Annotated in this window: 11 protein-coding genes; 6 read left to right on the plus strand and 5 right to left on the minus strand. The window is 67.7% G+C overall.

Features of this window, described 5'->3' with window-relative positions:
* The first annotated feature begins 30 nt into the window (after positions 1-30).
* The 3 genes from KR541_RS07015 to KR541_RS07025 all read left to right on the plus strand — a co-directional run bounded on the left by KR541_RS07015 (position 31) and on the right by KR541_RS07025 (position 2,735).
* Complete coding sequence (locus tag KR541_RS07015) at positions 31-777, plus strand: glucose 1-dehydrogenase (RefSeq protein WP_050017591.1); 747 nt, start codon at positions 31-33, stop codon at positions 775-777.
* Between the two features lie 270 nt (positions 778-1,047).
* Positions 1,048-2,274 carry a beta-ketoacyl synthase N-terminal-like domain-containing protein gene (locus KR541_RS07020; RefSeq protein ID WP_089488362.1) on the plus strand — a complete coding sequence of 409 codons (1,227 nt, stop codon included), beginning with the start codon at positions 1,048-1,050 and terminating at the stop codon, positions 2,272-2,274.
* A gap of 53 nt (positions 2,275-2,327) precedes the next feature.
* A complete protein-coding gene (locus KR541_RS07025; protein WP_050017589.1) occupies positions 2,328-2,735 on the plus strand; it encodes a YbgC/FadM family acyl-CoA thioesterase in 408 nt (135 codons plus the stop codon).
* Between the two features lie 54 nt (positions 2,736-2,789).
* Here KR541_RS07025 and KR541_RS07030 read toward each other — a convergent pair whose 3' ends face one another.
* From KR541_RS07030 to KR541_RS07050, 5 genes are all read right to left on the minus strand, one after another.
* Positions 2,790-3,284, minus strand: coding sequence for a heme-degrading domain-containing protein (locus KR541_RS07030; RefSeq protein WP_204383808.1), 495 nt, complete (start codon positions 3,282-3,284; stop codon positions 2,790-2,792).
* A gap of 130 nt (positions 3,285-3,414) precedes the next feature.
* Entirely contained in the window at positions 3,415-4,233 is an 819-nt protein-coding gene (gene iolB / locus KR541_RS07035) for a 5-deoxy-glucuronate isomerase (protein ID WP_216089469.1), read from the minus strand.
* 56 nt (positions 4,234-4,289) lie between these two features.
* Positions 4,290-5,219 (minus strand): myo-inosose-2 dehydratase, encoded by a 930-nt coding sequence (iolE, locus tag KR541_RS07040; RefSeq protein ID WP_216089470.1) that lies wholly within the window; start codon positions 5,217-5,219, stop codon positions 4,290-4,292.
* A 60-nt stretch (positions 5,220-5,279) separates the two neighbouring features.
* Positions 5,280-7,163, minus strand: coding sequence for a 3D-(3,5/4)-trihydroxycyclohexane-1,2-dione acylhydrolase (decyclizing) (gene iolD / locus KR541_RS07045; RefSeq protein ID WP_050017584.1), 1,884 nt, complete (start codon positions 7,161-7,163; stop codon positions 5,280-5,282).
* Positions 7,164-7,209: 46 nt separating this feature from the next.
* Positions 7,210-9,165, minus strand: a complete 1,956-nt coding sequence (locus KR541_RS07050; protein ID WP_050017583.1) for a bifunctional 5-dehydro-2-deoxygluconokinase/5-dehydro-2-deoxyphosphogluconate aldolase — start codon at positions 9,163-9,165, stop codon at positions 7,210-7,212.
* A 316-nt stretch (positions 9,166-9,481) separates the two neighbouring features.
* Here KR541_RS07050 and KR541_RS07055 point away from each other — a divergent pair, with 316 nt between their 5' ends.
* The 3 genes from KR541_RS07055 (at position 9,482) to KR541_RS07065 (ending at position 13,094) form a co-directional block, all read left to right on the plus strand.
* Positions 9,482-10,408 carry a sugar ABC transporter substrate-binding protein gene (locus KR541_RS07055; protein WP_050017638.1) on the plus strand — a complete coding sequence of 309 codons (927 nt, stop codon included), beginning with the start codon at positions 9,482-9,484 and terminating at the stop codon, positions 10,406-10,408.
* A 68-nt stretch (positions 10,409-10,476) separates the two neighbouring features.
* Entirely contained in the window at positions 10,477-12,042 is a 1,566-nt protein-coding gene (locus KR541_RS07060) for a sugar ABC transporter ATP-binding protein (RefSeq protein WP_124631707.1), read from the plus strand.
* A gap of 26 nt (positions 12,043-12,068) precedes the next feature.
* Positions 12,069-13,094, plus strand: a complete 1,026-nt coding sequence (locus tag KR541_RS07065; RefSeq protein ID WP_050017580.1) for an ABC transporter permease — start codon at positions 12,069-12,071, stop codon at positions 13,092-13,094.
* Positions 13,095-13,113 lie beyond the last annotated feature (19 nt).

The raw sequence follows: 13,113 nt of genomic DNA on the forward strand, positions 1-13,113 counted from the left end.
TCGAAGGTCTTCTGACTGAGGAATGAAATCATGAGCAAGCTGGCAGGCAAGGTAGCGGTCGTCACGGGCGCCTCGAAGGGCATCGGCGCGGCGATCGCGAAGGCACTGGCCGACGAGGGCGCAGCGGTCGTCGTCAACTATGCGAGCAGCAAGGCGGGCGCGGATGCGGTCGTGAGCGCGATCACCGAAGCGGGCGGCCGCGCGGTCGCGGTCGGCGGCGACGTGTCGAAGGCCGCCGATGCGCAGCGCATCATCGATACCGCGGTCGACACGTACGGCCGTCTCGACGTGCTCGTCAACAACTCCGGCGTGTACGAATTCGCGCCGATCGAAGCGATCACCGAAGAACACTACCGCCGGCAGTTCGACACGAACGTGTTTGGCGTGCTGCTGACCACGCAGGCGGCCGCCAAGCATCTCGGCGAAGGCGCGAGCATCATCAACATCAGCTCGGTCGTGACCAGCATCACGCCGCCGGCCAGCGCCGTGTACAGCGGCACGAAGGGCGCGGTCGACGCGATCACCGGCGTGCTCGCGCTCGAGCTCGCTCCGCGCAAGATCCGCGTGAACGCGATCAACCCGGGGATGGTCGTGACCGAAGGCACGCACAGCGCGGGCATCATCGGCTCCGATCTCGAAGCGCAAGTGCTCGGCCAGACGCCGCTCGGCCGCCTCGGCGAGCCGAACGACATCGCGTCGGTCGCCGTGTTCCTCGCATCGGACGATGCACGCTGGCTGACCGGCGAGCGTCTCGTCGCGAGCGGCGGGCTGCGCTGAGTCGGCATGAGTGGGGCCTGCGCGAGGCAACGTGCCCCGCGATCACCGCGTCGCAGGCCCCGCCGTCGTGGCATCCCCGCAGCGCAGCTCGGTCGGGTTTGCGAAAACGCGAATTTCGATATTTAATTCCTCTGAAGTGATCCGGCAGGTTTGAACGGTTTGCGGCCGGATGCAAACGGCGCACGTCGCTGGCCGGTCGAGCGAACATCGGCGGTGCGGCGCTCGACATGCGGCCGACGCCGGCATGGTTCGTTTTCGGGGAAGCGGGACATGAGACGTGCGGTCATCACGGGGATCGGCATTGCGTCCAGCATCGGCAGCGATGTCCCGACCGTGCGCGACGCGCTGCGCGCGGGCCGCAGCGCCATCGTGTTTTCCGAATCATTCAGGGACGCGGGACTGCGCAGCCACGTCTGGGCGCCCGTCGAGGCGCCCGCGCCGGATCGCGTCGATCGCCGGCATCTCCGATGGATGACCCCTGCCGCGCTGCAAGCATTCGCATGCATGCAACAAGCGATCGACGACGCGCGGCTGCCCTCGCGCCTCGTGTCGAACGAGCGCGCCGGCGTGATCGTCGGCAACGCGTGCGGGGTGTCGCTCGGTTACGTCCATGCGGTCGATGCGATGCGCACGCGTGGGTTGCGCGGCGTCGGCGCGTACGACATCGTGCATTCGATGCCGTCCGTCCATGCCGCGTGCCTTGCCGTCGCGTTCGGCGTGCGCGGCGTGAGCTACGCAATCTGCGGTGCGTGCGCCGCATCGGCACAGTGCATCGGCCATGCCGTCGAATTGATCAGGGCCGGCACGCAGGACATCGTGTTCGCCGGCGGCGCCGAAGAACTGGGGTGGGAAGTCGCGTGCCAGTACGATGCAATCGGCGCGCTGTCGACCCGCTTCAACGATACGCCGGTGCGCGCGTCGCGCCCCTACGATGCGGACCGCGACGGCTTCGTGATTTCAGGCGGCGCAGGGATCGTCGTGGTCGAGGAAATGAATCATGCAATCGAGCGCGGCGCGCCCGTCTATGCGGAAGTGATCGGCTACGGCACGACGACCGACGGTATCGACATGGTCGTGCCGTCCGGCGAAGGCGCCGAGCGCAGCATGAGGCTCGCATTGCGCGGTATCGATTTGCCGATCGACTATCTGAACACGCACGGCACGTCCACGCCCGTCGGCGATATCCGCGAATTACGCGCGATCCGGAACGTGTTCGGCGAGGCCGCGCCGCCGGTGTCGTCGACCAAGTCGACGACCGGCCACGCGCAGGGTGCGGCCGGTGTGCACGAATTCATCTATGCGGTGCTGATGATGAACGACGGATTCATTGCGCCGAGCATGAACATCGGGCAGCTCGACGACGGCGCGTGCGGCTTCGACATCGTCACGGCGACCACGCAGCGGAAACTGACGACCGTGATGACGAACAGTTTCGGTTTCGGCGGGGTCAATGCGACGCTCGTCATGACGAACGCCTATCGCGCGCAGATGCAATAGCGCGCCGCCGCATGCGTTTCCCTGAACTGCCGATTTCTCCCGGAGGTGTCGACATGCAGGTTGCTCCCAGCCATCGCAGCCATCATTTTTCGTTGCGCGTGCCGTTCGTCGATGTCGATCTCGGCGGCGTCGTCTATCACGCGAACTACCTGCGCTGGTTCGATCAGGCCAGGATGGAATGGTATCGCGCCAACGGTATCGATCTCGCGCACATGATGGCCGAACTGCGAACCGGACTCATCGTCTGCCGCATCGAGACGGCGTTCCTGTCGCCGGCGCGTCACGACGAACCGCTGACGATCCGCACGACGCTGACCGAGCTCACGCGTGTGCGTATCGCGTTCCAGCAGGAGGTCTATCGCGACGATACGCTGCTGGCAAAAGGGCGAACGGGGCTCGCCGGCGTGAATCTCGACACGCTGCGGCCGGTTCGGATTCCGTTTGCGTTTCGCGTCGAATGAAAGACGCATGCCGTGGCGCTGCGCGACCCGTCGACCGCCGGCCGCGAGCGGCCGCTACGCGCTCATCGCCAGCGCATTCGCGCCGACGTGCCACCGCAGGCATTCGACGACGAGCGCGTGATTGGCTTCGGAGCCGAGCCCCGCGATCGTCATCGCGCCGACGATGCCGGCGCCGGCAATCCGCAGCGGCACGCCGCCGCCGTCGAGCGCGTAGTCGTCGTCCGACAGGCCGTGCGAGCGCAGCGACCAGCCGGCACGCCGAAAGCATGCGCCGACCGCGAGCGAACTCTGGCCGAAACGCAGCACCGTGTTCTGTCGGCGGCGGATCGCCTCGCTGTCGTGCGCGTCGCTGCCGTCGAGCGCGCAGTAGAACAGCGGCGCCTGCCCGCCGACGATGCCGACCGCGATCGGCAGCCCGCGGCGCGACGCGAGGTTGACCGCGATTTCTCCGATGCGGCGTGCGACGGCTGCATTGAAGTGCGGCAGCGCCGGGTTCGACGCATCGTCGTTGAAGGCGTGGGGTTCGAGGCGAAAGGGGGGCGTCACCATGGCGGCTCCGTCGCGTTGCCGGCACTGTACGCGCGTGCCGGGCGTCGCATCGTCACGGGCCGCGCGCGGGCCCGTCTTTCGTTCAGTGCTTCGGCGTTTCGGCACGTCGACGTTTCAGCGTTTCAGCGCTTCAACGTTTCGGCGCCGCGTCGAGCATCCACTCGTGCGCGGGATCGTTCCTGAACGCCCACGCGCGGCTCGGGCCCGCCATCACGTTCAGGTAGTACAGGTTGTAGCCGTGCGGTGCGACGACCGGGTGATAGCCGCGCGGCACCATCACGACGTCGTGGTTCTCGACCGCGCACGCCTCGTCGAGGCTGCGGTCGTCGGTGTATACGCGCTGGAACGCGAAGCCCTGCGGCGGATCGATCCGGTGGTAATAGGTTTCCTCGAGCGACGTCTCGTCGGGCGCCGCATCGCGGTCGTGCTTGTGCGGCGGATAGCTGCTCGAATGGCTGGCCGGCGTGACGACTTCGACGACGAGCAGCCGGTCGGCGGCCGGGTTGTCGCCCATCAGGATGTCGCATACGTAGCGCGTGTTGGTGCCTTGCCCGCGCACCGAGCGGCGCATCCGTTCGCCGTCGAGGCGCTGAACCCGCTTGTCGCCGCTCGCGTACGGCGCGGTGCACAGCGCGACTTCCGCATCGCGCGTCGCGACCAGCGTGACGGTCTTGCCGCCCGGCACGTACAGCGCGTCCGGCGACACGTCCTCGAACACACTGTCGCGCTTGCCGAGCGCGTCGTACGTCTCGCCGTCGACTTCGGCGCGCACCGTGCCCGTCAGCACGACCACACACAATTCGCGCGTGTCGGTGTCGAGCGTTTCGGTGTCGCTGGCCTTCAGGCGCAGCGCGCGAAAGCCGACGTGCTTCCAGCCGGCCGATTCGGGCGTGACGTTGCAGATTTCGCGGTCGGCGGATGCCTTGACCAGCAGGGGTGAAATCGTCATGAAATAAGTCTCCGCAATAGGGTAGGGCGCGAACGCTCAGGCGCTTGCGCGCGAACTCACGCGCTCAACCGGTCGACGATCGCGCGCAGCGATTCGTAGCCCTTCTTCGCATACGCATAGCTCGGCGCGACGGCCGGGTCCTGCTCGGCCTCGACGACGAGCCAGCCTTCGTAGCCGGCGTCCTTCAGCGTGCGCAGCGTCGCGTCGTAGTCGAGCGCGCCGTCGCCCGGCACCGTGAAGGTGCCGTTGATCACGCCGTTCAAAAAGCTCCAGCCGTCGTTGCGTGCCTTGCTGACGACCTGCGGCCGCACGTCCTTGCAATGCACGTGCGCGACGCGCGACACGTGCTTCTGCAGCAGCGCCACCGGGTCGGCCGCGCCGCCGAAATACGCGTGGCCGGTGTCGAACAGCAGGAACACCTTCGCGGGATCGGTCAGCGCCATCAGCCGGTCGACGTCGTCCGGCGACTCGACGTACGCGCCCATGTGGTGATGGTACGCAAGCTTGATGCCGTACGTGTCGAGCAGGTGCGCGCCGAACGCGTCGAGACGCGCCGCATAGCGCCGCCACGCTGCATCGTCGACGAAACGCGGCCGCTTCGCGACCGGCGTGTCGATGTTGCCCTGGATCGTGCCCGCGCATTCGCCGTACACGACGACCTTCACGTCGTTGTACTGCAGCTTCGTCATATGCGCGCGGCAGCGCTCGATTTCCGCCGCGACCGCATCGGCATCGGTCATGCCCGGCGCGACTTCCGCGAGGAAGCCCGAATACCAGCCCGACACGCACACGAGCCCGAATTCGGCGAGCTTCGCCTTCAGTTCGGGGCCCGTCTTCGGAAACTTGTTGCCGAGCTCGAAGCCCGCATAGCCGATTTCGGCGCCTTCCTTCAGCGCCGTCTCGAGCGGCGTCTCGCCGCCGAGCGACGGCAGGTCGTCGTTCATCCACGACATGGGATTGATACCGATGCGGACGTTCCAGCTCATGACGGGTTTCCTGGGTTCGAATGTTGTTGTGTCGGCGCGGCCGATGGAAAGGGGCGCGGATCAGCGCCGCTGGCGGGTCTTCGCGTCGAGATACGCGCGGTGCGCCGCTTCGACGCCGGCGCGTTCGGACACCTGCGGCACCGCGACTTCCCACCACGCGCCGCCGTCGTCGGTCGTGCGCTGGTGCGTGGTGTCGATCACGAGCACCTGGCTCGTCGTCGCCGCCCGCGCGCGCTTCATTTCGTGGCGCAGCTCGCCGATGTCGCGCACGTGCACGGCTTCGGCGCCCATCGCGCGCGCATGCATCGCGAAGTCGATCGTCGAGCGTTCGCCGCCTTCGGGCACGCAGTCGTCGAGCATGTTGTTGAAGCTCGCGCCGCCGCAATTGAGTTGCAGCCGCTCGATGCAGCCGTAGCCGCGGTTGTCGAGGATCACGACGATGAGCTTGCGGCCGAGCATCACGGACGTCGCGAGTTCCGCGTTGAGCATCATGTACGAGCCGTCGCCGACGATCACGATCACTTCGCGCTCGGGCCGCGCGAGCTTCGCGCCGAGGCCGCCCGCGACCTCGTAGCCCATGCACGAATACGCATAATCCATGTGATAGTTGCCCGGCACGCCGCTGCGCCACAGCTTGTGCAACTCGGCCGGCAGCGTGCCGGCCGCGCAGACGACGAGATCGTCGCGCGCGCTGTCGCGTCCCGCGTCGGCCGCGGAGTCGCGCACCGCGCCGATCACTTCCGCGTCGTACGGCAGCGTGTCCTTCGGAATCCGTGTGGTCAGGTCCGTCACGCGCGCGTTCCATGCGGCGGCCTGGTCGCGGTTCGCGGCGGTCCACGCCGGGTCGGCGCGCCAGCCGGCCAGCGCGGCCGACAGCTGGCCGAGGCCCGTGCGCGCATCGGCCACCAGTTGCCGGCCGCGTTTCTTGCCCGCGTCGAACGGCTGCACGTTCAGGCTCAGCAGCGTCGCGTCGCCGTAGAGCGCGTGCGAACCGGTCGTGAAATCCTGCAGCCGCGTGCCGACCGCGAACACGACGTCGGCCTGCGCGGCCGCGCGGTTCGCGGCGGGCGAGCCCGTCACGCCGATCGAGCCGAGGTTCAGCGGGTGGTCCCACGCAAGGCTGCCCTTGCCGGCCTGCGATTCGGCGACCGGCACGCCGTGCGTGTCGGCGAACGTGCGCAGCGCATCCCACGCCTGGCTGTACAGCACGCCGCCGCCCGCGACGATCAGCGGCTTCTTCGCGGCCTTCAGCACGTCGAGCGCATCGGCGAGCTCGAGTGCGTCGGCCGGCGGCCGGCGCATCCGGATCACCGGCGGCGCGAAGAAATCCTCGGGCCAGTCGTACGCGAAGGTCTGCACGTCCTGCGGCAGCGCGAGGCACACGGGCCCGCACTGCGCGGGATCGGTCATCACCTGGATCGCGCGCGGCAGCGCGACGAGCAATTGCTCGGGCGACGTGATGCGGTCGAAGTAGCGCGTGACGGGCCGGAAGCAGTCGTTCGCGCTGACGTCGCCCTGTTCGAAATCCTCGACCTGCTGCAGCACCGGGTCGGGCAGCCGCGACACGAACACGTCGCCGGGCAGCAGCAGCAGCGGCAAGCGGCCGACGTGCGCGAGCGCGGCCGAGGTCAGCATGTTGGTCGCGCCGGGGCCGATGCTCGACGTCGCGGCCATCATCCGCTGGCGGAAATGCGCTTTCGCGAACGCGACGGCCGCGTTGGCCATCCCTTGCTCGTTGTGCGCGCGAAACGTCGGCAGCCGGTCCTTCTCCGCATGCAGCGCCTCGCCGAGCCCGGCCACGTTGCCGTGGCCGAAGATCGCGAACACGCCGCCGCAGTACGGCAGGATCTCGGTCCGGCCGTCGGGCTGGACGACTTCGGCGCGCAGGGCGGCCAGGTAGCGCACGAGCGCCTGGCTGACGGTCAGTCTTACGGTGGTGGTCATCGTCGGTCGATAGAGAGAGGTCGGGTGGTCGTCACGAACACGGGCATCAGGCCGCGGCGGCGCGCGCGGCGGCCCGGCGGCCCAGCCACGCGTCGACCAGTTGCGCGAAGTTGCCGGCCACTTCGTCGATCAGCGCCTGGTCGTCGATCCGGCCCGCGAACCAGTTCAGCGACGCATCGGCCCACAGCGTGCGCCCGACCATGAAGCCCTTGACGATCGGGTTGGTCGCCGAGCGGAAGCTGTCGACGAGGTATTGCAGCGGCTGGTTCAGCCCGAGGATCACCGCGCCGCGGCAGTACGGGTCGCGCTCGGCGATCAGCGCGGCGAGCCGCGCCCAGCCGTCGGCGGTGAGCGGCGTGAGCTTCCACCATTCGGGTTTCACGCCGAGGTTGTAGAAGCGCGCGACCGTGCGCAGCACCGCGTCGTCCTCGGTGCCGGCCGGCGTGACCGCGCGCGGCGGAATCATTTCCAGCAGCAGCTCGTTGCCGCTCGCGCGCGTGGCTTCCCACAGTTCCAGCACGCGCTGCTCCTGTTCGACGCGCAGGTCGACGTGGTCGTCGGGGTGATAGTGGACGAGGCACTTCACGACCTGTTCGGTCGGCCAGTGCGTGAGCGACGAGCCGACCGAACGCGTGTCGTCGAACCGCAGCGGCCGCGAGCCCGGCAGTTCGACCGGACGGCCGACCCACCAGCCGCGCCCGGTGGCCGACGCGAGCGCGTCGCTGCCGTACGCACCGCCGTCGATCAGCACGCCGACGTGGCCGGCGATCCCGCGATCGCGCTCGACCTGTTCGACCGCGCGCACGAGCAGGCGCTTCAGCGTCTTGATCCGCGCTTCGTCGGCGCCGGCCTGCACCGCGAGCTCGTAGAACTGGCTGCGATGGTCGAATGCCATCACGCAGAGATCGTCCCATTCGCGGCGCGGCACCGTCACGCGATGCAGGTGCGCGAGCGTGCGGTCGGCGTCGACCTGCGGATTGCGGCTGCCGTCGAACCAGTGCGCGAGTTCGGCCGGCGTCGGCATCGCGGCCGAGCACGCGTGGCGCGACACGACGATCGCGCCGCACGCGTTCGCGATGCGCGTCGATTCGGCCCAGTCGCGCCCGCGCAGCAGCCCGGACAGCAGCCCCGACAGGAACGCGTCGCCCGCGCCGAGTACATTGAGCACGTCGACGCGCTCGCCGAGAAAGGTCGGCGCATCGTCGATGCGCGCGGGAACATCGCCTTCGATCACGCAGCAGCCGAGCGCGCCGCGCTTGACGACCAGCGTCGCGTTCGTGATCGCGCGCACCGCCTGCAACGACGCGATCAAATCATCCGGCACACCGCCCGCGATCAGGAATTCCTCCTCGGTGCCGACCAGCAGGTCGAATTCGCCGAGCACCTGCTGCAACTGCCGTGTCACCTGCGCGTCGGGCACGTAGCGGTTTTCGCCGGCGCCGCGCGCGGTCAGCCCCCACAGCACCGGCCGGTAGTCGATGTCGAGGATCCGCACGGCGCCGTGGCGGCGCGCATACGTCAACGCGGTCAGCGACGCCTCGCGCGTGCCCGGCGTCGACAGATGCGTGCCGGTGATCGCCAGCGCGCGGCAACCGGCGATGAAGTCCTCGCTGATCTCGTCGGCGCGCACGGCCATGTCCGCGCAGTTCTCGCGCACGAACAGCAGCGGGAACGTATCGCGATCCTTCAGCCCGAGCAGCACCAGCGCGGTGAGGCGCTCGCGGTCGGTCTGCAACTGGCTCGTGTCGCAGCCTTCGCGCTCGAGCGTCTCGCGCAGGAAGCGGCCCATCTGCTCGTCGCCGACGCGCGAAATCATCGCGGTCTTCAGCCCGAGCCGCGCGACGCCGAACGCGACGTTGCCGGACGAGCCGCCGAGATACATCTGGAAGCTGCGCGCGTCCTCGAGGCGGCTGCCGTACTGCTGCGCATAGAGATCCACGGCCACGCGGCCGAGGCAGGCGAGATCGATGGGGCGGTCACTCGGAAAGTTCAGCAGGCTCATATCACGTGTCACGCTCGCGGCCGGCGTTCGGCGCTGCCGGCAGATTAGGGGACCGAACCGGCGGCGGCTGTCGCGGCAGGTGCTGCACGACGCGAGGCGGCCTGTCGCCGGGATTCGGGCTACGGAACGGAGTCTAGACTTTTTGGAAATCCAGTTCCCTAGGTGAAATCACGTAGAAATAAATTTCCAAATTGTCGAGGAAGTGATCTACAGTTTCATCCGGATGCTTCAGTCCCGATCGGACCCGATCGGACTCGGCCCGGCGGCGCGCAACGCGCCGTCTTCCGCCCCCCGGAGATGAGGAGACAGATTGATCATGAAGACCAAGCTGATGGCCGTCGCGGCCGCCGCGATCCTGGCTGCGCCGCTCGCGCATGCCGAGAAGATCGGCGTGACGATGGCATCGTTCGACGACACATTCCTGACCATCCTGCGCAACAGCATCGCCGATTCGGCGAAGAAGGACGGCGCGACGGTGCAGATCGAGGACGGCGGCAACGACGTCGGCAAGCAGTTGAGCCAGGTCCAGAACATGATCGCGCAGAAGGTCGACGCGATCATCGTGAACGCGGTCGATACCGACGCGACGCCGAAGATCACGAAGATGGTGACCGCCGCGAAGATCCCGCTCGTCTACGTGAACCGCAAGCCGGTCGATTTCGACAAGCTGCCGGCCGGCGTCGCGGTCGTCGCGTCCGACGAAAAGCAGTCGGGCACGCTGCAGGCGCGCCAGGTGTGCAAGCTGCTCGGCGGCAAGGGCGACCTGCTGGTGCTGATGGGCGAGCTGTCCAACGAATCGGCGCGCGCCCGCACCAAGGACATCGAGGACGTGATCGCGACGAAGGATTGCGCGGGCATGAAGATCGTCGACAAGCGCGAAGGCAAGTGGAGCCGCACGCAGGGCCAGGACATCACGATGAACTGGCTGAGCTCCGGCACCAAGTTCGACGCGATCATCTCGAACAACGACGAAATGGCGATCGGCGCGATCAACGCGCTGAAGGCCGCACGCAAGCTGACGCCGAAGACGGTCGTCGCCGGCATCGACGCGACGCCGGACGGGCTCGCGGCGATGAAGGCCGGCGAGCTGAAGGTGTCGGTCTACCAGAACGCGACCGGGCAGGGCGCGCAGGCGGTAGCCGCGGCGCTCAAGCTCGCGAAGAAGCAGCCGGTCGATCGCTACGTGAACGTGCCGTTCGAACTCGTGACGCCGGAGAACATGAACCAGTACGCGAAGCACTGACCGGTTTCTCCGCTGAACTGCGCGGGCCCGGCGCGGCCGGGTTCGCGCGCGATTTTCGAGGTACGTCCATGTTTACAGCCAGGATCGCGCGCTCGACGGCCAGCGAAAGCGCACCGGCCGCTTCGTCCGCCGCGCCCGGTGCGCCCACGGCCGACTGCGTGCTCGAGGTGCGCGGCGTCGGCAAGTCCTTTCCCGGCGTCGTCGCGCTCGACGGCGTGCAGTTCCGCGTGCGCCGCGGCACCGTGCATGCGCTGATGGGCGAGAACGGCGCCGGCAAGTCCACGCTGATGAAGATCATCGCGGGCGTCTACACGCCCGACCAGGGCGAAATCCTGATCAACGGCGAACCGGTCGTGCTGAACGGCCCGCTCGATGCGCTCGATCGCGGGATCGCGATGATCCATCAGGAACTCAACCTGATGCCGTACATGACGGTCGCGGAGAACATCTGGATTCGCCGCGAACCGAAGAACCGCTTCGGCCTGATCGATCACGCGGCGCTGCGCCGCCGCACGGCCGCGCTGTTCGAGCGGCTGTCGATCGACATCGATCCGGAGACCGACGTGCGCACGCTGACGGTCGCGAGCCGGCAGATGGTCGAGATCGCGAAGGCCGTGTCGTTCGACTCGGACGTGCTGATCATGGACGAGCCGACCTCCGCGCTGACCGACAAGGAAGTCACGCACCTGTTCCGGATCATTCGCCAGCTCCGCGAGCAGGGCAAGGGCATCGTCTACATCACGCACAAGATGAACGAGCTGTTCGAGATCGCCGACGAGTTCTCGGTGTTCCGCGACGGCAAGTACATCGGCACGCATGCGTCGACCGACGTCACGCGCGACGACATCATCCGCATGATGGTCGGGCGCGAGATCACGCAGATGTTCCCGAAGGAAGAGGTGCCGATCGGCGACGTCGTGCTGTCGGTGAAGGATCTCTGCGTCGACGGCGTGTTCCGCGACGTGAGCTTCGAGCTGCGCGCGGGCGAGATTCTCGGCGTCGCGGGCCTCGTCGGCTCGGGGCGCTCGAACGTCGCGGAGGCGCTGTTCGGCGTCGTGCCGGCCACGTCGGGCGAGATCCGCATCGACGGCAAGCCGGTGCGGATCGCGACGCCCGCGCAGGCGATGAAGCACGGGATGGCGTTCCTCACCGAGGACCGCAAGGATTCCGGCTGCTTCCTGAATCTCGACCTGCTCGCGAACATGGAAGCGGCGGTGCTCAGCCGTCGCTACGTGAAGTTCAACTTCGTGCAGCACGCGCAACTGAAGCGCGACTGCGAGGAAATGAGCCGGATGCTACGCGTGAAGTCGCCCGGGCTGCACGAGGAAATCCAGAACCTGTCGGGCGGCAACCAGCAGAAGGTGCTGATCGGTCGATGGTTGCTCACGCAACCGCGCATCCTGATCCTCGACGAACCGACGCGCGGCATCGACGTCGGCGCGAAGGCCGAGATCCACCGGCTCGTCAGCGCGCTCGCCGGCAAGGGCGTCGCGGTGCTGATGATCTCGTCGGAAATGCCGGAAGTGCTGGGGATGAGCGATCGCGTGATGGTGATGCACGAAGGGCGCATGACCGGCATCGTCGATCGCAAGGACGCCGACCAGGTCCGCATCATGGATCTCGCGTCGCGCTGAGCCGAAACAAGATTGGAGACACTGAAATGGGCAACCTGAACCCGGTCGCGGATGCGCAGACCATGACCCTCAAGTCGCGGCATGCGAAGTGGCCGCCCGAACTGAGCATCTTCCTCGTGCTGGTCGGCATCAGCCTGTTCTTCGAGATCGTCGGCTGGGTCGTCGTCGGCCAGAGCTTCCTGTTCAATGCCGAGCGGCTCGAGATCATCGTGCTGCAGATGGCCGTGATCGGCATCATCGCGGTCGGCGTGAACCTCGTGATCATCACCAGCGGGATCGACCTGTCGTCGGGGTCGGTCGTCGCGGCGGCCGCCGTCGTATCGGCGAGCCTCGCGCAGGTGTCCGACTTCCCGCGCGCGGTGTTTCCGCACCTCACCGACCTGCCGATCATCTGGCCGGTGCTGGCCGGCGTGTGCGTCGGGCTGCTGGTCGGCCTGCTGAACGGCACGCTGATCGCGATGACGGGCATCCCGCCGTTCATCGCGACGCTCGGCACGATGGTCGCCGCGCGCGGCTTCGCGAAGTGGTTCACCAACGGGATGCCGGTGTCGATGCTGACCGACCCGTTCGCGGCGATCGGCGCGGGCGCCAACCCGGTGATCATCTTCGTCGTGATCGCCGCGATCTTCCACGTCGTGCTGCGCTACACGCGCTTCGGCAAGTACACCTATGCGATCGGCGCGAACCGCCATGCGGCCGTCGTGTCGGGCATCAACGTCACGCGGCACCTGATCTTCGTCTATGCGATCGCGGGCCTGTTGAGCGGCATCGCGGGGACCGTGACCGCCGCGCGTGCGATCTCCGGCCAGTCGGGCATGGGCGTGATGTACGAGCTCGATGCGATCGCGGCCGTCGTGATCGGCGGCACGTCGCTGTCGGGCGGCCTCGGCCGCGTGACGGGCACCGTGATCGGCGTGTTGATCCTCGGCGTGATGACGTCGGGCTTCACGTTCATTCGCATCGACGCGTATTACCAGGAGATGGTGAAGGGCGCGATCATCGTCGCGGCCGTGATCGCCGACCAGTACCGCAACAAGAAGTCGCGCCGCTGATCGATTCCACCGCTGCCGA

Origin of the sequence: Burkholderia sola (assembly GCF_905400185.1) — a bacterium.
GTDB classification, from domain to species: Bacteria; Pseudomonadota; Gammaproteobacteria; order Burkholderiales; family Burkholderiaceae; genus Burkholderia; species Burkholderia sola.